Source organism: Nonomuraea bangladeshensis (assembly GCF_039529455.1).
Lineage (GTDB): Bacteria > Actinomycetota > Actinomycetes > Streptosporangiales > Streptosporangiaceae > Nonomuraea > Nonomuraea bangladeshensis.
Genome location: NZ_BAAAMV010000002.1, coordinates 655787 through 677001 on the forward strand (window position 1 = coordinate 655787; position 21215 = coordinate 677001).

The window sequence follows — 21215 nt, forward strand, 5'->3', positions numbered from 1 at the left end:
GGTAGGTTTTCCGGCATGGGAGCGGTAGCCGTACGAAATGAGACTTTTGGTGAGTTGTTGCGGTCGTGGCGGCAGCGGCGGCGGGTGAGCCAGCTCGACCTGGCCATCGAGGCCGAGGTGTCGGCCCGCCACATCAGCTTCCTGGAGACCGGCAGGGCCCGGCCGAGCCGTGAGATGGTGCGGCGGCTGGCCGAGGAGCTGGAGGTGCCGCTGCGGCAGCGCAACGCGCTGCTGACCGCGGCCGGGTTCGCGCCGATGTACCCCGAGCGGGAGGTGCGCGCGCCGGAGCTGGGGGTGGTGCGCCAGGCGCTGGACCGGATCCTCGCCGGGCACGAGCCGTACCCGGCGGTCGTGGTGGACGCGGCGTGGAACCTGGTGGCGGCCAACGCGGCGGCCGGGATGTTCATGGACGGCGTGCCGGCCGAGCTGCTGAAGGAGCCCGTCAACGTGATGCGGCTGTCGCTGCACCCGCAGGGCATGGGCGGGCGGCTGCTCAACCTGGCGGAGGTGCGCGCCCACCTGCTGCCCCCGATCCGGCGGCAGGCCGAGACCTCGGGCGACCCGCGGCTGGCGGAGCTGTACGAGGAACTGGCCTCCTACACCTACCCCGGCGTGGACCTCAACGTGGCCCACGTGCCCGGCCCGGCCGACATCCTGGTGCCGCTGCGCATCGCGGCCGGCGACCGGGTGCTGTCGATGTTCACGACGATCGCGACGTTCGGCACCCCGCTGGACGTGACGGTGTCGGAGCTGGCGATCGAGACGTTCTGGCCGGGCGACGAGGAGACCGCCGCCGCCTTTCGCCGCACCTGACCGGCCCCGCACCTGACCGGCCCCGCGCCCGACCAGGCCCCGCGCCCGACCAGGCCCCGCGCCCGACCAGGCCCCGCGCCCGACCAGGCCCCGCGCCCGACCAGGCCCCGCGCCCGACCAGGCCCCGCGCCCGACCAGGCCCCGCGCCCCCGCCCGGCGGTCAGCTCTGGGCGTGGGCGAGGTCCCGGTGGATGCGGGACAGGGGGACGCCGTCGGACTGCAGGCGGCGCACGGTCTCGCTGACCATGCCGGGCGGGCCGCACACGTACACCTCGTGCTCGGTCCAGGAGTGGAAGCGCTGGGTCACCTCGGGCAGGCCGCCGCTCATCCCCACCCAGGACGGGTCGCCGGAGACCACCGGCACCACCCGCAGCCACGGGAACGCGGCGGCCATCCTCAGCAGGTCGGGCAGGTCGTAGAGCTCGGCGGCGGTGCGGGCGCCGTACAGCAGGTGGATGTTGGGCCGCCGGCCGGAGGCGATGACGTGCTCGACGATCGACTTCAGCGGCGCCAGGCCGGTGCCGCCCGCCACGCACAGGATGTCGCGCCCGCTCTCGTCGTCGGGCGTCATCGTGCCCATGGCCGGGCCCAGCAGGACCGTGTCGCCCACCGCGGTGTGCCGGGTCAGCGCCGTGGACACCCAGCCGCCGGGGACCGAGCGCACGTGCAGCCGGATGGTGTTGTCCGGACGCGGCGCGTTGGCGATGGAGAACGTCCGCCACACGCGCGGCCAGCGGGAGGTCTGCACGTTGACGTACTGGCCCGGCAGGTACGGCAGCCGCTGCGCCGGCCGCAGCGTGATGACCGCGATGTCGCGGTGGCGCAGCTCGTGGCCGACGACGTCGGCCAGCCACCAGGGCGGGGAGACGCCGGCGTCGGCGTCGGCCGCGCGGATCATGGAGTTGGCCGCGGCGGTGTACGCCGACACCCACGCCGCCTCGATCTCGTGGTCCCAGATGTCGGCGGCGAAGCGGCGGATCGTGGCCAGCAGCGCGTTGCCGATGGCGGTGTAGTGCTCGGCGAGGACACCGTACTTGCGGTGGTCCCTGCCAAGCTGGCCGAGGTAGGAGTCGAGGCCGTCGGGGCTGTCGAGGCTCCAGACGATCCGGGTCAGCGCGCCGAACAGGCGGTCGCGCTGAACGTCCATGGCGGGCGGGAACATGGCGCGCAGCTGCGGGTTCTCGGCGAACAAGCGGCCGTAGAAATAGGCGGTGGCCCGTTCTGCGTGCGGCTCGACGACGGAGAAACTCTCTTTCACCAGGCGCGGATTCAACGACATTTGTACGCAACCCCACTTTGCTGACCGGAGAAACGCTCCGGTCCTCGTCGTTCCACCTCCCTGACGGCTCCGGGTGGCGAGCGGCGCGGTCCGGCCCCGGCTACCACGCGCTCGCAAAGGAGTCTTACACCCCGCCTGACGCGTCACAACCGTTTCGCCGCAATAGGGGGCGAATTTCTCCGCGATCGCTTTTTTCGTTATTCCGGGGGCAATTAATCCGAACAAAAGTCGTGTTCGCCTTTTGTGGCGCGAGGGTCCGGAGGGGCGGGTCAGCTCAGGAACGCGGGCCGGAGCATGGCGAAGACGCGGTCCGTCAGCTCCACCCGGTCGGCGTTCCCGCCCGCGCCCTCGCCCGCGCCCTCGCCGGCGCCCTCGTCGGCGCCCTCGTGGGTGCGCAGCCACTCGCGGGCCACCGTGTCGAGCGCGGCCCCGGCGGCGGCCGCCGCGAGATCGGCCTCCAGCGCCCCCACCCCCCGCCCGATCAGCGCCTCGACGATCCGGACGCGGGCCTCGTCGCGCTTCTGCAGGAGCCTCGCGCGCAGCGCCGGGGTGCGCTCGACCAGCCGCATCACCTCGGCCTGCGTGTTGATCCGCGCCTCCCAGCCGCGCAGCACCGCGTGCAGGCACTCCCAGGGCCCCTCCTGTGGCGGCCGGGCGGCGATCTCCTCGGCGACCTGCTCGCCCATCGCCTCCAGCTGCCCGAAGAGCACGTCCTCCTTGCTCGGGAAGTAGCGGAAGAAGCTGCGCCTGGACATCCCGGCGGCGCGCGCGATGTCGTCGACGGTCGTCTCGTCGAACCCGTGCGTCGTGAACAGCTCCAGCGCCCGCCCGGCCAGCTCGGCGCGGACGGCGCGCCGGGTGCGATCCCGCAGACCCTCCATGACCCCAGAGCCTACACCAGTTGCCAGGTGTGGCACTGAGTGTCATATTTAGGGCATTGCTCTACGAACTGTGGGACCGGAGGTTCTCATGCGAGGAAAGACCGTGCTGGTGACCGGCAGCACCGGTGGGATCGGCAAGGAGACCGCGCGCGGGCTGGCCGCCCTGGGCGCCCGGGTGATCCTGGTCGGACGCGACCCCGTACGCGCCCGGCAGGCGGCCGAGGAGCTCGGTGCCGGTGGCGCCCGAGTGGAGGCCGTCGCCGCGGACCTGACGCGGCAGCGCGAGGTCGCCAGGCTCGCCGCCGAGGTGGCCGGGCGCTGCGACCGGCTGGACGTGCTGGTCAACAACGTCGGCGTCAACCCGCCGCGGCGCACCCTCACGGAGGACGGCGTGGAGCTCAACTTCGCCGCCCACGTGCTGACGCCGTACACGCTCACCCGCCTGCTGCTGCCCGTGCTCCGCGGCCGGGTCGTCAACATCACCGGCGGCATCCCCGGCGGGCCGATCGACCTGGGCAACCTGCAGGCGGAGCGCCGTTTCATGGGATGGACGTTCAGCCAGTACAACCACACGAAGACGATGCTCATGGCGATGAGCCTGCGCTTCGCCGAGGAGGTGGCCGGCAGCGGCGTCACGGTCAACGTCGCCTATCCGGGCCACGGACACACGCCGATGAACCGGTCGATGACCATGGGATCGTTCCCCTACGCCTACCGCCCGGTCGTCCCGCTGCTGCGGCTGGCCGCGCCGCACGTGTTCGGCGACCTCACCAAGCCCGCCCGCTCCAGCATCCACCTGGCGTCGAGCCCCGAGGTCGAGGGGGTCAGCGGGGCCTACTTCAGCATGAAGAGCCGCCGGGTGGACTGGCCCGCGAGCGCCCTCGACCGGCGCAACCAGGACGCGGTCTGGGCGCTGTGCGAGAGCCTGGCACGGGAGGCGGTCGCCTGACAGGCGGCAGTGAAGCGGACGAACAGCCTGAAGTCCGATGTGGGGGGATCTTTGGGAGAAGTGACATACCGGAAAGCGCGTACGCCATGATGGGCCTCAAGCCGTCGGCGCTGACGGGCCGGCGGCACCAAACTCCATCCTGCCCCCCGGGAGAGCGCATGTCCCGACCGCTGATCGGCATCACCGCCTACTTCGAGGCCGCCCGCTGGGGCGACTGGGTCAGGGAGGCGGTCCTGTCGCCTCCCTCCTACGCCAAGGCGGTGCTGCGGGCGGGCGGAGCGCCGGTGGTCCTGCCGCCGGTCAGCTCGTACGCGGTGGAGGACTACGTACGCGGCCTGAGCGGCCTCGTCCTCGCCGGCGGCGTCGAGGTGGGCGCGGACGCCTACAACGGCGAGCAGGACGCCCGCGTCCCCGAGCCGCAGCCCAACCGCGACCGCTTCGAGCTCGCGCTGGCCCGCGCCGCCGTACGCGCCGACGTGCCCATCCTGGCCATCGCCCGCGGCATGCACGTGCTCAACGTCGCCCAGGGCGGCAGCCTGATCCCGTGGCTGCCCGACTCCCTCGACAGCGACCGGCACGCCGGGCCGGGCGCCCACACGATCCAGGTGAGCGTGACCAGCACGCTCGGCAAGGCCGTCGGCGACCGCGTCGAGGTGGTCGCGCCGCACCACCAGTCCGTACGCCGCCTCGGCACCGGCCTGCTGGCCGTCGCCTGGGCCGAGGACCAGATCGTCGAGGGCGTGGAGCTGCAGGGACACCGCTTCGGCGTGGGCGTGCAGTGGCATCCCGAGCGGGACGGGGACACCCGGATCTTCGATGCGTTCATGGAGGCGGCCCGCTAGGCTGCGATCATGCCGCTGCACCCCCAGGCGCGGAGCTTCCTCGCCACCGCCGGGTCTGACGAGGGCACCGACCACGACGCGCGCACGCCGGAGGACATCCGGCGGGCCCGCGCGGCCCCCGACCCGTACGCGCTGCACCGCGGCCCGCTGACCACGCTGCCCTTCGTCCGCGACGAGCTGGCCGAGAACGTGCCGATCCGCGTCTACCGCGCCGACCCCGGCGACCACCCGCTGCCGGTCGTCGTCTACTTCCACGGCGGCGGCTTCGTCCACGGCAGCGGCTTCGTCATCGGCGACGTCAGGCGCTCCGACGCGATGGGCCGCTTCCTCGCCGTCCGCACCGGCGCGGTGGTGGTGTCGGCCGACTACCGGCAGGCCCCCGAGCACCCGTTCCCCGCCGCGCCCGACGACGCCTGGACCGTCGTGCGCGACATCTTCGCCCGGCCCGCCTTCTACCAGAGCAACGGCGTCGTGGCCGTCGCCGGCGAGGGCGCGGGCGGCAACCTCGCGGCCGTGGCCGCCTGGCAGGCCCGCGACGCCGGCCTGCGCCTGGCCCACCAGGCGCTGGCCTGCCCGCTCCTCGACGCCGCCATGGAGCTGCCCAGCCACCGCGACCACGCCAAGGGCTACCTCCTGTCCGCCGCCGAGCTGGCCTGGTCCCTGCGCTGCTACGCCGGCGACACCGACCCCGCCGACCCGAGGCTGTCGCCGCTGCGGCTGCCCGACGTCGCCGGCCTGCCGCCCGCGACCGTCGTGACCGCCGAGTACGACGTGCTGCGCGACGAGGGCGAGGCGTACGCCCGCCGCCTGGCCGAGGCCGGCGTGCCGGCCGAGTGCCGCCGCTGGGACGGCGCCCTGCACGGCTTCACCGCCCTGCCCGGCCTGTTCGACCAGGGCGCCGAGGCCCGCGACTACCTGGCCGCCCGGCTCAGGCAGGCCCTTTGACCCAGGAGGACCGGTGAAGGACGACGCCTACGCCCGCTACGAGAAGCTGCGCCTCGACACCCCGGCCGACGGCGTGCTGCGCATCACGATCAGCGAGCCCGCCCGGCTCAACGCCGTCGACGCCGCCGCCCACCGCGAGCTGGCCGAGATCTGGCGCGACGCCGACCGCGACGACAGCGTACGGGCCGTCCTCATCAGGGGAGAGGGCCGGGCGTTCTCCTCCGGCGGCGACCTGTCGATGATCGAGGAGATGATGGCCGACCACGCGACCAGGCTGCGCGTGTTCGGCGAGGCCCGCGACATCGTCTACAACGTGCTCAACTGCGGCAAGCCCGTCGTCTCCGCCATCCAGGGCCCCGCCGTCGGCGCGGGGCTGGCGGTGGCGCTGCTCGCCGACATCTCCGTCGCCGGGCGCACCGCCCGCATCATCGACGGCCACACCCGCCTCGGCGTCGCCGCCGGCGACCACGCCGCCATCGTCTGGCCGCTGCTGTGCGGCCTGGCCAAGGCGAAATACCACCTGCTGCTGTGCGAGCCGGTCACCGGCGAGGAGGCCGAGCGCATGGGGCTGGTGAGCGTCTGCGTCGACGACGACCAGGTGCACGAGCGGGCCATGGAGCTCGCCGTCCGGCTCGCCTCCGGCGCGCAGGAGGCGATCAGGCTGACCAAGTACGCGCTCAACAACTGGCTGCGCCTGGCCGGACCGTCCTTCGACGCCTCGCTGGCCATGGAGTTCCTCGGTTTCACCGGCCCCGACGTCGCCGAAGGCGTCCGCGCGCTGCGCGAGAAGCGCCCGCCGGCGTTCGGCTGACACGGGGAGCTGACGGAGGGGCGTGTGCTTCCGCCCGCTCCGGGTAGGCGCAGATCAATGACGGACCGTCCGGCGAGGTCGAGAACGCCGCCCCGGCGGACGGGCCGGGAAGGCGGCGGGCCGCCGGCCGCGTGCGGGACGACGAAGAAGGGGGTTGCGCGCACACGGAGACCGGGGCGACCCGGGGCCGGCGCCGCCGAGGCGATGGCGCCCCGCGGGACGGCGCCGAGGATCCTGCCGGCGGGCCCGCCCGCGGCGATCACGTCAGGGCCCGTGCGTGATCGGCGAGGCGAGGGCAGGCGGGGTCGATCGGCACCCGGGCGCACCGCGCGGGTGAGCACCTGTGGCGTGAGGTGGTTGAGCCAGAGCTTCCTCCGCCTCGGGTGCGCCCGCCCCCCACCCGGTGCGCCCCGGGCGGGTCACGCCCGGGGCCGCCGGGCGTGGAAGACGAACGCCGGCGGGGCGTTGCGCCACACCGTCCGGCCCGGCACGACCTCCTCGAACCGCTCCGCCAGCAGCGCGCGGAACCGCCGCGCCGAGCTGAGCGGGATCGCGTGGATGTAGGAGAAGGTCGTGAACGCGGCGCCCTGCCCTATCGCCGCCGTCACCGCCCCCAGCAGGTCCCGCTGGGCCTGTTCGGGGAAGGCCGCCCACGGCAGCCCGCTGACCACCACGTCCGCCTGCCTCAGCCCCCGCTCCCGCAGCAGCTCGCCCAGCCGGGCCGCGTCCGCGTGCGCCACGTCCACCAGGGGGAACCGCGCGGCGAGCAGCTTCGCCATCGGCGCGTTCAGCTCCACCGCCAGATGGTGACCGCGCCCGCCCAGCCGCTGCTGGATCTCCTCCGTGAAGGGCCCCGTGCCCGGCCCGAGCTCGACGACCGTGGGCTCGCCGCGCTCGGGCACCGGCGCGCAGACGGCCGCGGCCAGCCGCCGCGAGCTGGGGGCGACCGCGCCGATCACGGCGGGGGAGCGCAGGAACTGGCCGAGGAAAAGTGCGGTGTCGTTGGACATGCGACGAAAGTACGGCCAAGATCCCTCTACACCGCTCCACCCACCGGGCGTACCTGCGGCCAGTAGGAGGAGGCGGCATCCTTCGACCGGAGGATCAGCGGTTCACGGTGTGCGGATAGCGTGAGTGCATGCGTTGGCGCGGTGTGCCGCTGGATGTCCTCCTGGCGGTTTCGGGAGTGGCACTGGACCTGTTCACCACCGCTCACGCGGGCGACACGACCTACCTGCCGGCCGAGGCGAACCTGCCGATGGGGCTGCTGGCCGGCCTGCCCATGGGGTTCGTCCGCAGCCGGCCGGTGCCGGTCACCCTCTACCTCGCCGCGCTGCTCGTCATCACCGACCAGCTCGGCTCGTACACCTCCAACACCGCGCAGATCCTCCTCTGCGTCGCGGTCGGCGTGGCCGGGTTCCGCTCCGGGCGGCGCGGCACGGTGGTCGCGGCGGCCGCCGCCGTCGCCGCGACCGCGGTCAACATCGCCGATCCCGGCATCGCGCTCACGGTCAACAGCTGGATGTACTCGGTGCTGCTGCCGGTCGTGCCCGCCGTGCTGGGCGCGTACCTGCGCGGCTCGGCCGGGCCGCTGGAGGAGCGCGACGTCACCCCGGACGCGCTGCTGGCCGCCGGGGGCGTGGCCATCACCGTGCTGAGCACCTGGACGACCTGGCATTCCGGCAGCCAGCCCGTCTGGGTGGTCGGGCTGCTGGCCGTGGTGGGCGGCCTGTCGCTGGGGGTGGCGAGGAGGCTGCCCGGCCTGGTCCTGCTCGGCCAGGGCGTGCTGCTGGTGTGCGCCGACACCTATCTCAACGAGGCCGTCAACACCTGCGTGATCCTCACGCTCATCTCCGTCGGCGTGTTCGCCATGCGGGTGGCGTCGGCGGCGTGGCTGGTGGCGGCCTACGCGGCCGGCTGCATGCTGACCGCCATCGCCGTCGTCGGCGAGGGCACCGAGGTCACGCCGTTCCGCGTCGGCGTGCTCATGATGCTGGTCGCCACGCCCATCGCCATCGGCCGCTACCTCGGCATGCGGCAGGCCGCCGCGGCCGCCGAGCGGCTGCGCGCCGAGGAGGCGGCCCGCGCGGCCGTCGCCCAGGTGCGGGCCGACCAGCTCGCCGAGCGCGAACGCATCGCCCGCGACGTCCACGACATCGTCGCCCACCACGTCGGCGCCATGGTGCTGCGGGCCAGCGCCGCCCGCTACACCGCCCCCGACGGCCCGGTCGCCGACGCGCTCAGCGACATCCGCGAGACCGGACACCAGGTGCTGCAGGACCTGCGTGACCTGCTCGACCTGCTGCGCGAGCCCGAGCGTCAGCCGCACCTGCTGGCCGACCCCACCGACGTCGTACGCGAGTCGGCCGAGCGCATGGCCGCCGCCGGCCTCGTCGTGGACCTCCACCTCGACCCCGCCACCGACCAGGCCCCGCTCACCGCCCGCGCCTCGGCGGCGCGCATCGTCCAGGAAGGACTCACGAACGTGCTCAAACACGCCGGCCCCGGCACCCGGGTCAGCGTCAGCGTCGCCCCAGAAGGGGAGGGGCTGTCGGTGGAGATCCGCAACGGCCCCCCGCCCACCGTCATCGAACGCCTGCCGTCCTCCGGCCGCGGCCTGGCCGGCATGCGCGAACGGGTGCGCGCGCTCGGCGGCACCCTCAGCGCCGGCCCCGACGGCGAGGGCGGCTGGCTGCTGGCCGCGAGCCTGCCCGCGAGGAGCGCCACGTGATCCGCGTCCTGGTGGCCGACGACCAGGCGCTGGTCCGCGCGGGCGTGCGCATGCTGCTGCAGGCCGCGGGCGACATGGAGGTCGTCGGGGAGGCCGAGGACGGCGCCGAGGCGGTCCGCCTGGCCGAACGGCACCTGCCCGACGTCATCCTCATGGACCTGCGCATGCCCCGCGTGGACGGGCTGGAGGCGATCAAGCGGGTGCTGGCCGCGCGGCCGGGCATCAGGATCGTCGTGCTGACCACGTTCGCCGAGGACGCCAACGTGCACGCCGCCCTCCGCGCCGGAGCGGTCGGGTTCCTGGTCAAGGACGACGAGCCGGAGCGGATGGTGGACGCCGTGCGCCGGGCCGCCACGGGGGAGCAGCTGCTCGCGCCGTCCGTGCTGCGCCGCGTCGTCGAACGCTTCCTCGCCGCCGAGGAGCAGGCCGCCGCCCCGGTGCCCGCCGGGCTGACCGAGCGCGAGCTGGAGGTGCTCGCCCTGGTCGGCACCGGCCTGTCCAACGCCGAGATCGCCGAGGAGCTGCACGTCGGCGTGACCACGGTCAAGACTCACATCGCCGCCGCGATGGACAAGCTGGGGCTGCGCAACCGCATCCAGGCCGCCGTGGTCGCCCACCGCGCGGGCCTGGTGGACGCCGCCTTCCGCCCCGTCCGCCGGGGTTCCTGACCTGCGCTCCCGCCCGCTCCGCCGCGGGGCGGACCGGCTCTCATCCCGCAGGCTGACGACGCCCCGAGCCGCGCGTCGCCACCATGAGGTCCCGCACCGAACCTTGCTTCGAAAGGACCTCTGACATGGAGAGCACCACGGTCATGAACCGGCCGGCCGCCGGCCAGGTCTCCGCCGGCCTGCTGTACGCGCTCCGCGTGGCGATCATCGCCCAGGCCGCCGCGCTGCTGGTCGCGGCCTCGTTCGCCGGGCAGGCGGTCGAGACCGAGTCCCTGGCCGAGACGCACGTGATGGCCGGGATGGTGGTCCACCTCATCGCCCTGGTGCAGATCGTGCTGGCCGTGCTGGTCTGGCGGCCGGGCCGCGGCGCGGGCTGGCCCGCCCTGGCCAGCCTCGCGCTGTTCGTCCTCGGCATGGCCCAGCACTTCACCTGGGCGGTCCTGGGGGCGCACCTGCCCAACGGGGTGATGCTGTTCGGGCTGATCCTCGCGCTGCTGTTCTGGTCGTGGTCGCCGGCAGCCGCCCGGCGCCGCTAATGTCGTGGGTGTGTACGTCAAGATCTGCGGCCTGAGCGAGCCCGCCCACGTGGCCGCCGCCGTCGAGGCGGGGGCCGACGCCATCGGGTTCGTCATGACCCGCAGCCCGCGCCGGGTCACGCCCGAGCGCGCCGCCGAGCTGGCCGCGGCGGTGCCCGGGCACGTCCTGACCGTCGGCGTCTTCCGCGGCGAGGACCCGGAGACGGTCCGGGCGGCGGCGCTGACCTCCGGCGTGCGGGCGATCCAGCTCCACGGCCGTCACCCGCACGCCGACTTCCTCGCGCTGCGCGACCTCGGCCCCACCCTGGTCCGCGCCGTCGACTCGGAGGCCGACCTGCGCTGCGGCGCCTACGACGAGGACCTTCTCCTGGTCGACGCCCCGCACGCCGGCTCCGGGCAGCCGTGGGACTGGGCGGCCGTGCGAGGCCGGCCGTCGGGGCGCTGGCTGCTGGCCGGTGGCCTGTCCCCGGACAACGTGGCCGAGGCGATCGCCGCCGCCGACCCGTGGGGGGTCGACGTGTCGAGCGGCGTCGAGACCGCGCCCGGGGTGAAGGACCCGGCCCTCATCGAGGCGTTCCTCAAGGCCGTGCGCAGTGCCGGCTGACCGCTCACGCCCGACGTGGCGGGCACGGCCCGCGCTCCCGGCACGGCGGGCACGGCCCGCGGTCCCGGCACGGCGGGCATGGCCCGCCTTCCTGACATGGCGGGCATGGCCCGCGTTCCTGGCGTGGCGGGTGTGATGGACGACGTCGCCCACCTGGCCGCCTTACGGCGCGAGAGCGACGCGGCCGACCTGGCCCGCGCGCTCGCGTTCCTGCGCGGCTTCGCCCGCCGCCGGGCGCCGCGCGAGGTGCCCGTGCCCGGCGGGGTGGCCGTGCTCGACGAGCGTTACCCCGGCTCCTACGACGACAACCGCCTCCTCGTGTGGGAGCCCGCCGAGCCGGACGAGGTGCTGCGGGCCGCCGACGAGGTCCTGACCGGCCACGCCCACCGGCTGGTGACGGTCGCCGACGACCGCCTCGGCGAGACGTTCGCGCCCGCCTTCGCCCGCGCCGGCTACGCCCACGAGGTCCACCTCGTCATGGCCTTCCGCGGCGCCGTCCCCGAGGACCCGCCCCCGGCCGAGCCCCTGGAGACGGCCGAGCTGATGGAGGTGCTGCGCCGCGACTGGCGCCGCAGCCTGCCCGAGGCGGGCGAGGAGGTGGTCGAGGCGCTGGCCAGGCGCGTGGAGAACCGCGTGGCGGGCGCCGACCGGGTGCTCTTCCGCGGCGTGCGCGCCCCCGGCGGCGAGCTCGCCGCCCGCGCCGACCTCTACCTGCACGGCGGCGTCGCCCAGATCGAGGACGTCTGGACGGCCGAGGAGCATCGCGGCAGGGGTCACGCCCGCGCGCTGCTGAGCGCGCTGCTCGCCGAGGCGGCCGGCGCCGAGCTGATCTTCCTGGTCGCCGACGCGGCCGACTGGCCGAAGGACTTCTACGCCCGGCTCGGCTTCGCCGAGGTCGGCCGTACGCACTCCTTCCAGCGCGCCTGACGGCGGACCACGGGGCCGGGCCCGACCGGCTGCGCGGGAGTTCGGCGCAATCAGTAGGGTCTGCTGCGTGAGCGAAACTTCCGCCGAGGACCGGATCTGGACGGTTCCCAACCTGCTGAGCTTCCTGCGCCTCCTCGGCGTGCCCGTGTTCCTGTGGCTGGTCCTCGTGCCGCAGGCGGACGGGTGGGCCATCGGGATCCTCGCCGTCGCGGGCTTCACCGACTGGCTCGACGGAAAGATCGCCCGGGCGTTCAACCAGACCAGCAAGCTCGGCCGGCTCATCGACCCGGCCGCCGACAAGCTCTACGTCTTCGCCACGATCCTGGCGCTGCTGCTGCGCGAGGTGATCCCGTGGTGGCTGGTGCTGGTCATCCTGGCGCGCGAAGTCTTCGTCGCGTGTTCCTTCCCCGTCCTCCGCAGGCACGGCTACCGGGCACTTCAGGTGCATTTCCTGGGCAAGGCCGCGATGTTCAACCTCATGTACGCCTTCCCCCTCCTCTTCCTTGCCTCCCACTCCGGGTGGTATGCCGATATAGCCCGGATCGTCGGCTGGGCCTTCGCCCTCTGGGGAACGGGCCTGTACTGGTGGGCCGGACTGCTGTACGTGGTGCAGGTGCGCCGGCTCGTGACCTCGGCCAAGAAGGAGTGAGCGGGTGAAGGCGGTCGTCATGGCGGGCGGGGAGGGCACGCGGCTGCGGCCGATGACCGCCAACCAGCCCAAACCCCTCCTGCCGGTGGTCAACCGCCCGATCATGGAGCACGTCCTGCGCCTGCTCAAACGGCACGGCATCACCGAGACCGTGGTGACCGTGCAGTTCCTGGCGGCGCTGGTGCGCAACTACTTCGGCGACGGCGACGAGCTGGGCATGCACCTGGAGTACGCCACCGAGGACGTCCCTCTCGGCACCGCCGGCAGCGTCAAGAACGCCGCCGACCGCCTGCGCGACGACCGGTTCCTGGTGATCAGCGGCGACGCCCTCACGGACATCGATTTATCCGAAATGATCCGTTTTCATCGGGAAAATTCGGCACTTGTCACCATCGGGCTCAAGCGCGTCCCCAACCCCCTCGAATTCGGGATCATCATCGTCGACGAGGGCGGGCGCGTGCAGCGCTTCCTGGAGAAGCCCACCTGGGGCCAGGTCTTCTCCGACACCGTCAACACCGGCATCTACGTCATGGAGCCCGAGATCCTCGACGCCGTCGCCACCGGCGAGCCCGTCGACTGGTCGAGCGACGTCTTCCCCGCCCTGCTGGAGCAGGGCGCCGCCATCTACGGCTACGTCGCCGACGGCTACTGGGAGGACGTCGGCACCCACGACAGCTATCTCAAGGCCCACGCCGACGCCCTGTCCGGCCGGGTCGAGCTGGACCTCGGCGGCTTCGAGCTCTCGCCCGGCGTCTGGGTCGCCGAGTCGGCCTCGGTCGACCCCGACGCCGTGCTCAAGGGCCCGCTGCTCATCGGCGACTACGCCAAGGTCGAGGCGGGCGCCGAGCTGCGCGAGTACACCGTGCTCGGCAGCAACGTCGTGGTCCGCGAGGGCGCCTTCCTGCACCGCGCGATCGTCCACGACAACGTCTACCTGGGCCCCGGCGCCCACTTACGCGGCTGCGTGGTCGGCAAGAGCACCGACGTCATGACCGGCGCCCGCATCGAGGAGAACGCGGTCATCGGCGACGAGTGCGTCATCGAGTCCGAGGCGTACGTCTCCAGCGGCGTCAGGGTCTACCCGTTCAAGACCATCGAGGCCGGCGCGGTCGTCAACACCAGCGTCATCTGGGAGTCGCGCGGCCAGCGCAGCCTGTTCGGCCCCCGGGGCGTGAGCGGCCTGGTCAACGTCGAGATCACCGCCGAGCTGTGCGTCCGCCTGGCCAGCGCCTACGCCACCACCCTGAAGAAGGGCGAGTACGTCGTCACCGCCCGCGACTGCTCGCTCGCCGCCCGCGCGCTCAAGCGGGCGGTCAACGGCGCGCTCACCGCAGGGGCGATCAACGTCCTCGACCTGGAGGCGGCCCCGCTGCCGGTGGCCCGCTTCCACACCGGCAGGGAGGGCGCCGCCGGCGGCATCGCGCTGCGCACCACGCCCGGCGACCCGCAGAGCGTGGACATCGTCCTCATGGACGCCCGCGGCGCCGACCTCGCCCCCGGCGCGCAGCGCAAGCTGGAGCGGGTCTTCTCCCGCCAGGAGTTCCGCCGCGCCTTCCCCGGCGAGATCGCCGAGCTGACGCATCCTTCCCGGGCGATCGAGGACTACACCCACGAGCTGCTGCGCCACGTCGGCGTCGGCGACGTACGCGACATGAAGGTCGTCGTGGACTGCGCGGGCGGCACCTCCTCGCTGGTGCTGCCCACCCTGCTCGGCCGGGTCGGCGTGGACGTGCTCACCGTCAACGCCCGCCTCGACGACGTCTCGCCCACCGAGACGCTGGCCGAGCGCCGCCGCGACCTGCAACGGCTGTCGGAGCTGGTCAGCTCCTCGCGGGCGGCCTTCGGCGTGCGCTTCGACCCGGTCGGCGAGCGCATCGCCCTGGTGGACGAGATGGGCCAGCTCATCGACGAGGAACGCGCCCTGCTCGTCGTGCTCGACCTGGTCGCCGCCGAGCGCAGGGGCGGCCGGGTGGCGCTGCCGGTCACCACCACCCGGGTCGCCGAGCAGGTGTGCCGCTTCCACGGCGTGCAGGTGCAGTGGACCTCCACCTCGCTGGACGCCCTCACCGCGGCCGTCGCCGGCCCCGACATGATCTTCGCGGCGGACGGGCGGGGCGGGTTCGTGGTGCCGGAGTTCAGCCCGGCCATCGACGGGCTGGCCGCGTTCATGCGCCTGCTCGGGCTGGTCGCCCGTACCCGGCTCTCGCTCAGCCAGATCGACGCGAGGATCCCCGAGGTCAGGCTGCTGCGCAGGACGGTGCCGACGCCGTGGGCGGCCAAGGGCGCGGTCATGCGCTCGGTCATCGAGGCCGCCGAGGCCGAGCCCGCGGGCTACCGCGTGGACACCACCGACGGGGTGCGGGTGGCCCGCGACGACGGGAGCTGGGTGCTGGTGCTGCCCGCCGCCACCGAGCCCGTCACCGACCTGTGGGCCGAGGCGGCGGACATGGACGGCGCCCAGGCGCTCCTGGAGCGGTGGGCGCGGGTGGTGGAACAGGCCGCCGGCTGACCCGGCGGCCATGAGTGTCACGGAGAGTGAGCGGTGCGTGAACGGTACGAAAGTGGCGGAAACCACGGTTGCCGGGTGCGCGCCGGCCGCCGCAAGATCGTAATGTAGAAACGCGCGGCGGCATGGACCACGGGGCGGAAGCGGCGGTAACTTTGTCTGCGTCCAAACCACCGTCCAGCGCCCCGAGTTGACCTTTGCCGCTGATCAGCGTATGTTGCGGCATTCGCAAACTTGAAGAAAGCGAAGCGAGGCGCGTCCTGAGCACCGTCGCCGCGTCTTCGCGGTAGGAGGCCGAGCCGATCGATGCCGAGCGTCTACTGCACGCAGTGCGGGCACGCCAACCCCGAGGATGCCCGTTTCTGTTCCCGCTGCGGGTCACCGCTGACCAGACACGAGGTCGCAGGGGACACCACTTCGACGATCTCCGTGGCGGGAATCGAGGCGTACGAGGCTGAGACAGGCGACATGCTCCTGCAGGAGCGGGCGCTGGTGGAGCAGCTCCCGCCCGGCACGGCGTTGCTCACGGTGACCAGGGGCCCCAACCAGGGCAGCCGCTTCCGGTTGGACAAGGAGCTCACCACGACCGGGCGCCACCCGGAGAGCGACATCTTCCTCGACGACATCACCGTCTCGCGCCGCCACGTGGAGTTCTACCGTCACCGCGGCGGCCAGTTCTCCGTCCGCGACGTGGGCAGCCTCAACGGCACCTACGTCAACCGCGAGCGGATCGAGGAGGTTCCACTGCACTCCGGCGACGAGGTGCAGATCGGCAAATTCCGGCTGGTCTTCCTCATGCGGGGCAACCACAGCGCATGACTTCCCAGGCGGCCCGCTCGCACATGAGCATCGGGGAGGTGCTCGCCCTGCTGCAGGGCGAGTTCCCCGATGTGACGATCTCCAAGATCAGGTTCTTGGAGGGCGAAGGGCTCATCGAGCCCGAGCGCAGCCCCTCCGGCTTTCGCAAGTTCACGCACCTGCACGTCGAGCAGCTCCGCTTCATCCTCACCGAGCAGCGCGACCACTACCTGCCGCTGCGGGTCATCAAGGACCGCATGGCCGAGAGCTTCGGCCGCCCCCGGGCCCTGCCCGACAAGCAGGAGGTCAGGCTCGGCCGCGCCGAGCTGCTGGAGGCCGCCGGCATCGACGAGGAGACCCTCGCCGAGTGCGAGGACTACGGCCTGCTGACCCCGGTCGCCCGCCGCTACGACGAGGAGGCGCTCAAGATCGCCCGCACCGTCGGCGCGCTGGCCCGCTTCGGTCTCGGCGCCCGGCACCTGCGCGCGGTCAAGGCCGCCGCCGAGCGCGAGTGCGGCCTGGTCGAGCAGAGCGTCGCGCCGGTGCTGAAACGCCGCGCCCCGGGCGCCATCGGCGAGGCCGAGGAGACCGCGCGGGAGCTGTCCAACCTCCTGCTCGACCTGCACGCGTCGTTGGTCCGCACAGGGGTACGTTCGGTCCTGGGGCGGTGAGGAGACCCCGGATGGTGGCCGGGGAGCAATCGGGGCCTTCCGGGTGTTACGTTGAAATGAAGTAGCCAGTCAGCAGAAGCGACGAACCAAGAGCTGTGCCGGGTCACCGGTCAGGAATACGGAGCAGCCCGTGTTGCAGATGGAGGTCGTGGGCGTAAGAGTCGAAATGCCCACAAATCAACCGATCGTCTTGCTCAAGGAGGCACACGGGGAGCGGTTCCTTCCTATCTGGATCGGGATGACCGAGGCGACGGCCATCGCCCTCGCCCAGGCGGAGGAGCCTCCGCCGCGGCCGCTCACCCACGACCTGTTCCGCGACGTGCTGAGCGCGCTGGGCGTCGGCCTGCGCGCGGTCAACATCGTCGCGCTGCGCGACGGCATCTTCTTCGCCGACCTGGTGTTCTCCAACGGCGTCGAGGTGAGCGCGCGCCCGTCCGACTCCATCGCGCTCGCCCTGCGCACCGGAGCGCGCATCTTCGCCAGTGAGGAGGTGGTCCAGGAGGCCGGCGTGGTCATCCCGGACGACCAGGAGGACGAGGTGGAGAAGTTCAGGGAGTTCCTTGACACGATCACTCCCGAGGACTTCGGCAGGGCGGGGTAGGTATTTCGGTGCATTTACGCTTCACGACGCGCCGAGCCGGATCGTTGACTGAGCATGGTGACGGTCCTACGGTGCAAGTGAAACCCGCGGTCGCCCTATATGAACCCCCAGATCGGGCCGCGGGATGAGAGAAAGCCGGAGGTCCGCGTGGCGGTCAGCAGCGGCGAGGGAAAGACGGCCGGCCAGGAAGATCCGGTGCGGCGCGAGGACGCGCGGCAGCGTGCCGGGGAGCAGGGGCTGCTCTTCGACGAGCGTCCGGCGGCACTGCCGGACGACATCGGTTACCGCGGGCCCACCGCCTGCGCGGCGGCCGGCATCACCTACAGGCAGCTCGACTACTGGGCGCGCACGGGCCTGGTGGAGCCGACCATCCGCGCCGCGCACGGCTCGGGCTCCCAGCGGCTCTACAGCTTCCGCGACATCCTGGTGCTCAAGGTCGTCAAGCGGCTCCTCGACACCGGGGTGTCGCTGCAGCAGATCCGCACGGCCGTGCAGCACCTGCGCAACCGCGGGGTCGCCGACCTCGCGCAGATCACGCTCATGAGCGACGGCGTCAGCGTCTACGAGTGCACCTCGGCCGACGAGGTGATAGACCTCCTCCAGGGCGGCCAGGGCGTGTTCGGCATCGCGCTCGGCCGGGTCTGGCGTGAGGTCGAGGGAAGCCTCGCGGAGCTGCCGGGGGAACGCGCGGCGGTCGAGGACAACGTCCCGGCCGACCACCCCGCTGACGAGCTCGCCCAGCGCCGCCGTGCCCGACGGCTAGGGTAGTAATTCGCCCGTAACGTCCGGAGTAGTACCCTAGGACGGGTAAGGCTGACGACCCCGTGCGGGAGAGTCCCCGGCACCGCCTGGTCCCGGGGCGCCGAAGGAGCAACCCTCCCCGGAATCTCTCAGGCAACCGGTACCGCTCGGGTGAGGCAACTCTGGAAAGCAGGCACGCCCGCCAGGCGCGCCTCACCGACGGTGCAAGCCTCCTCGCGAGGCGAAGCTCTCAGGTCGCGGTGACGCCCGCGCTGACAGAGGGGGAGATCCGGCATCCGCCCGCGCCCCGGCGCCGGTCTCCATAAGCCTCGGGAGGCACCGTCCATGACCGCCCTGTCAGAGTCCCTGCCGGCGTCCCCGCCGCCGTCCGCGCCGACGTCCCTGTCCGAGCCGCCGTTCGCCGGCCGCCACATCGGCCCGTCCGAGGCCGACCAGCAGCGCATGCTGGAGGCCGTCGGCTTCGAGTCCGTCGCCGACCTGGTGGCCGTGGCGGTCCCCGAGGCCATCCGGGCCAAGGACCGGCTCACGCTGCCCGCCGCCGTCAGTGAGAGCGAGGCGATCGCCGAGCTGCGCGCCCTGGCCGGCCGCAACCGGGTGCTCACCTCCATGATCGGCCTCGGTTACCACGACACGATCACGCCCGCGGTCATCCGCCGCAACCTGCTGGAGAACCCGGGCTGGTACACCGCGTACACGCCGTACCAGCCGGAGATCTCGCAGGGGCGGCTGGAGGCGCTGCTCAACTTCCAGACGGTCGTCTCCGACCTGACCGGCCTGCCCGTCGCCGGCGCGTCCCTGCTGGACGAGGCCACCGCCGCCGCCGAGGCCATGACCCTCGCCCGGCGCGCCGGCCGCTCCAAGAGCCACGTGTTCGTGGTCGACGCCGACGCCCTGCCGCAGACCAAGCGGGTGCTCGCCACCCGCGCCGAGCCGCTCGGCATCGAGCTCGTCGAGCACCCGCTCGACGGCGGTGAGCTGCCCGAGTGCTTCGGCGTGCTCGTCCAGTACCCGGGCGCCTCCGGGCGGCTGCGCGACTTCCGCGCCGTGGCCGACGCCGCGCACGAGGCCGGGGCGCTCGTCGTGGCCGCCGCCGACCTGCTCGCGCTCACCCTCGTGGCCGCGCCGGGCGAGCTCGGCGCCGACATCGCGATCGGCTCCTCCCAGCGTTTCGGCGTGCCGCTCGGCTTCGGCGGGCCGCACGCCGCCTACATGTCCGTCCGCGAGGGCCTGCAGCGCCAGCTCCCCGGCCGCCTGGTCGGCGTGTCCGTGGACGCCGACGGCGACCCCGCCTACCGGCTCGCCCTGCAGACCCGCGAGCAGCACATCCGCCGCGAGAAGGCCACCAGCAACATCTGCACCGCGCAGGTGCTGCTGGCCGTCATCGCCGGCATGTACGCCGTCTACCACGGCCCCGAGGGCCTGCGCCGCATCGCGCTGCGCGCCCACCGGCACGCCGCCGCGCTCGCCGAGAGCCTGCGCGCGGGCGGGCTGGAGGTCGTGCACGAGGCGTTCTTCGACACCGTGCTCGTCCGGGTGCCCGGCCGGGCCTCCGAGGTGGTCGCCGCGGCCGCCGAGCGCGGCGTCAACCTGTGGCGGGCCGACGACGACCACGTCTCGGTCGCCTGCGACGAGAAGACCGGCACGGCCGAGCTGCGCGCCGTGCAGGCCGCGTTCGGCGTGCCCGAGCGGGACGCCGGCGTCGAGGCCACCGCCGACGCGCTGCCCGCCGAGCTGCTGCGCGAGTCCGGCTACCTCACCCACCCGGTCTTCCACAGCCACCGCTCCGAGACCGCGATGCTGCGCTACCTGCGCCGGCTCCAGGACAAGGACATCGCGCTCGACCGGTCGATGATCCCGCTCGGCTCCTGCACGATGAAGCTCAACGCCAGCACCGAGATGGAGCCCATCACCTGGCCGGAGTTCGCGGGCGTGCACCCGTACGCGCCGGTCGAGCAGGCCGAGGGCTACCTGGAGCTGATCGGAACGCTGGAGCGCTGGCTCGCCGAGGTCACCGGCTACGACGCGGTGTCCCTGCAGCCCAACGCCGGCTCGCAGGGCGAGTTCGCCGGGCTGCTGGCCATCCGCGCCTACCACCGGGACAAGGGCCAGGAAGGCCGCGACGTCTGCCTCATCCCGTCCTCGGCGCACGGCACCAACGCCGCCAGCGCCGTCATGGCCGGCATGCGGGTCGTGGTCGTCGCCTGCGACGCCGACGGCAACGTGGACCTCGCCGACCTCGACGCCAAGATCGCCAAGCACCGCGACGCGCTCGCCGCGATCATGGTCACCTACCCGTCCACCCACGGGGTGTACGAGGAGAGCATCACCGAGGTCTGCGCCAAGGTGCACGAGGCCGGCGGCCAGGTCTACGTGGACGGCGCCAACCTCAACGCCCTGGTCGGGCTGGCCAAGCCGGGCGAGTTCGGGGCCGACGTGTCCCACCTCAACCTGCACAAGACCTTCTGCATCCCGCACGGCGGCGGCGGCCCCGGCGTCGGCCCCGTCGCGGTCCGCGGCCACCTGGCCGCCTACCTGCCCGGCCACCCGCTGAAGGACGGCTCCCTGGTCGGGCCGGTCTCGGCCGCCCCGCACGGCTCGGCGGGCATCCTGCCGATCTCGTGGGCCTACATCAGGATGATGGGCGCCGACGGCCTCACCGCCGCCACCGAGCAGGCCATCCTGTCGGCCAACTACCTGGCCAGGCGGCTGGCGCCGCACTACCCGGTGCTCTACACCGGGCGCGGCGGGCTGGTCGCGCACGAGTGCATCGTCGACCTGCGGCAGATCACCAAGGAGACCGGCGTCACCGTGGACGACGTGGCCAAGCGCCTCATCGACTACGGCTTCCACGCGCCGACCATGTCGTTCCCGGTGGCCGGGACGCTCATGATCGAGCCCACCGAGAGCGAGGACCTCGGCGAGCTCGACCGGTTCGCCGACGCCATGATCGCCATCCGCGAGGAGATCGCCAAGGTGGCGTCGGGGGCGTACGACCCGGCCGACAACCCGCTGCGCAACGCCCCGCACACGGCCGAGTCGGTCACCGCCGACGAGTGGCCGCACCCCTACAGCCGCAGCGAGGCCGCCTACCCGGTGGCGTCGCTGCGCGAGAACAAGTACTGGGTGCCGGTGCGCCGCATCGACCAGGCCTACGGCGACCGCAACCTGGTCTGCTCGTGCCCTCCGCTGGAGGCGTACGAGGACTGAGCCGATCGCGGGGCGGGGAACCAGTCCGGCATCGT

20 protein-coding genes and 1 riboswitch are annotated in these 21215 nt (G+C 73.0%); of the genes, 17 read left to right on the forward strand and 3 right to left on the reverse strand.

Features of this window, described 5'->3' with window-relative positions; all coding sequences use genetic code 11:
- Positions 1-15: 15 nt before the first annotated feature.
- Positions 16-813: a helix-turn-helix domain-containing protein gene (locus tag ABD292_RS07150; protein ID WP_344206186.1), complete on the forward strand. Its 798-nt coding sequence runs from the start codon at positions 16-18 to the stop codon at positions 811-813.
- Between the two features lie 160 nt (positions 814-973).
- Here ABD292_RS07150 and ABD292_RS07155 read toward each other — a convergent pair whose 3' ends face one another.
- Positions 974-2071 carry a globin domain-containing protein gene (locus tag ABD292_RS07155; RefSeq protein WP_344206188.1) on the reverse strand — a complete coding sequence of 366 codons (1098 nt, stop codon included), beginning with the start codon at positions 2069-2071 and terminating at the stop codon, positions 974-976.
- A gap of 290 nt (positions 2072-2361) precedes the next feature.
- The gene (locus tag ABD292_RS07160) at positions 2362-2973 is read right to left on the reverse strand and encodes a TetR family transcriptional regulator (protein ID WP_344206190.1); all 612 of its coding nucleotides are present in this window, start codon (positions 2971-2973) and stop codon (positions 2362-2364) included.
- Between the two features lie 88 nt (positions 2974-3061).
- On the opposite strand from ABD292_RS07160, the gene ABD292_RS07165 reads away from it, so the two are divergent.
- The 4 genes from ABD292_RS07165 (at position 3062) to ABD292_RS07180 (ending at position 6520) form a co-directional block, all read left to right on the forward strand.
- A complete protein-coding gene (locus ABD292_RS07165) occupies positions 3062-3922 on the forward strand; it encodes an SDR family NAD(P)-dependent oxidoreductase (protein ID WP_344206191.1) in 861 nt (286 codons plus the stop codon).
- Between the two features lie 158 nt (positions 3923-4080).
- On the forward strand, positions 4081-4764 hold the full coding sequence (locus tag ABD292_RS07170) for a gamma-glutamyl-gamma-aminobutyrate hydrolase family protein (RefSeq protein ID WP_344206192.1): 684 nt from the start codon (positions 4081-4083) through the stop codon (positions 4762-4764).
- A 9-nt stretch (positions 4765-4773) separates the two neighbouring features.
- Positions 4774-5709 carry an alpha/beta hydrolase gene (locus tag ABD292_RS07175; protein ID WP_344206193.1) on the forward strand — a complete coding sequence of 312 codons (936 nt, stop codon included), beginning with the start codon at positions 4774-4776 and terminating at the stop codon, positions 5707-5709.
- Between the two features lie 13 nt (positions 5710-5722).
- Positions 5723-6520: an enoyl-CoA hydratase/isomerase family protein gene (locus ABD292_RS07180; protein ID WP_344206195.1), complete on the forward strand. Its 798-nt coding sequence runs from the start codon at positions 5723-5725 to the stop codon at positions 6518-6520.
- A 419-nt stretch (positions 6521-6939) separates the two neighbouring features.
- Here ABD292_RS07180 and ABD292_RS07185 read toward each other — a convergent pair whose 3' ends face one another.
- Positions 6940-7530: a class I SAM-dependent methyltransferase gene (locus tag ABD292_RS07185; RefSeq protein WP_344206196.1), complete on the reverse strand. Its 591-nt coding sequence runs from the start codon at positions 7528-7530 to the stop codon at positions 6940-6942.
- Positions 7531-7658: 128 nt separating this feature from the next.
- Between ABD292_RS07185 and ABD292_RS07190 the strand changes: the two genes are divergently transcribed.
- The 12 genes from ABD292_RS07190 (at position 7659) to gcvP (ending at position 21180) form a co-directional block, all read left to right on the forward strand.
- On the forward strand, positions 7659-9251 hold the full coding sequence (locus ABD292_RS07190; RefSeq protein WP_344206197.1) for a sensor histidine kinase: 1593 nt from the start codon (positions 7659-7661) through the stop codon (positions 9249-9251).
- Positions 9248-9919 carry a response regulator gene (locus ABD292_RS07195; protein ID WP_344206198.1) on the forward strand — a complete coding sequence of 224 codons (672 nt, stop codon included), beginning with the start codon at positions 9248-9250 and terminating at the stop codon, positions 9917-9919. Before ABD292_RS07190 ends, ABD292_RS07195 begins: the two co-directional genes overlap by 4 nt.
- 125 nt (positions 9920-10044) lie before the next feature.
- Complete coding sequence (locus ABD292_RS07200; RefSeq protein ID WP_344206199.1) at positions 10045-10455, forward strand: hypothetical protein; 411 nt, start codon at positions 10045-10047, stop codon at positions 10453-10455.
- 10 nt (positions 10456-10465) lie between these two features.
- Complete coding sequence (locus ABD292_RS07205) at positions 10466-11059, forward strand: phosphoribosylanthranilate isomerase (RefSeq protein WP_344206200.1); 594 nt, start codon at positions 10466-10468, stop codon at positions 11057-11059.
- A gap of 15 nt (positions 11060-11074) precedes the next feature.
- Positions 11075-11986: a GNAT family N-acetyltransferase gene (locus ABD292_RS07210; RefSeq protein WP_344206202.1), complete on the forward strand. Its 912-nt coding sequence runs from the start codon at positions 11075-11077 to the stop codon at positions 11984-11986.
- Between the two features lie 67 nt (positions 11987-12053).
- Positions 12054-12635, forward strand: coding sequence for a cardiolipin synthase ClsA (gene clsA / locus ABD292_RS07215; protein WP_344206204.1), 582 nt, complete (start codon positions 12054-12056; stop codon positions 12633-12635).
- Between the two features lie 4 nt (positions 12636-12639).
- Positions 12640-15144 carry a sugar phosphate nucleotidyltransferase gene (locus ABD292_RS07220; RefSeq protein ID WP_344206206.1) on the forward strand — a complete coding sequence of 835 codons (2505 nt, stop codon included), beginning with the start codon at positions 12640-12642 and terminating at the stop codon, positions 15142-15144.
- 303 nt (positions 15145-15447) lie between these two features.
- Positions 15448-15960: a double zinc ribbon and FHA domain-containing protein gene (locus ABD292_RS07225; RefSeq protein ID WP_344206208.1), complete on the forward strand. Its 513-nt coding sequence runs from the start codon at positions 15448-15450 to the stop codon at positions 15958-15960.
- On the forward strand, positions 15957-16610 hold the full coding sequence (gene ftsR, locus ABD292_RS07230; RefSeq protein ID WP_344206209.1) for a transcriptional regulator FtsR: 654 nt from the start codon (positions 15957-15959) through the stop codon (positions 16608-16610). The genes ABD292_RS07225 and ftsR overlap by 4 nt, the downstream gene beginning before the upstream one ends.
- Before the next feature lie 130 nt (positions 16611-16740).
- Positions 16741-17211, forward strand: coding sequence for a bifunctional nuclease family protein (locus tag ABD292_RS07235; protein WP_020539830.1), 471 nt, complete (start codon positions 16741-16743; stop codon positions 17209-17211).
- A gap of 147 nt (positions 17212-17358) precedes the next feature.
- A complete protein-coding gene (locus ABD292_RS07240; RefSeq protein ID WP_091084899.1) occupies positions 17359-17979 on the forward strand; it encodes a MerR family transcriptional regulator in 621 nt (206 codons plus the stop codon).
- 49 nt (positions 17980-18028) lie between these two features.
- Positions 18029-18128: riboswitch (glycine riboswitch) on the forward strand.
- Between the two features lie 169 nt (positions 18129-18297).
- Positions 18298-21180 (forward strand): aminomethyl-transferring glycine dehydrogenase, encoded by a 2883-nt coding sequence (gene gcvP / locus ABD292_RS07245; RefSeq protein ID WP_344206211.1) that lies wholly within the window; start codon positions 18298-18300, stop codon positions 21178-21180.
- Positions 21181-21215 lie beyond the last annotated feature (35 nt).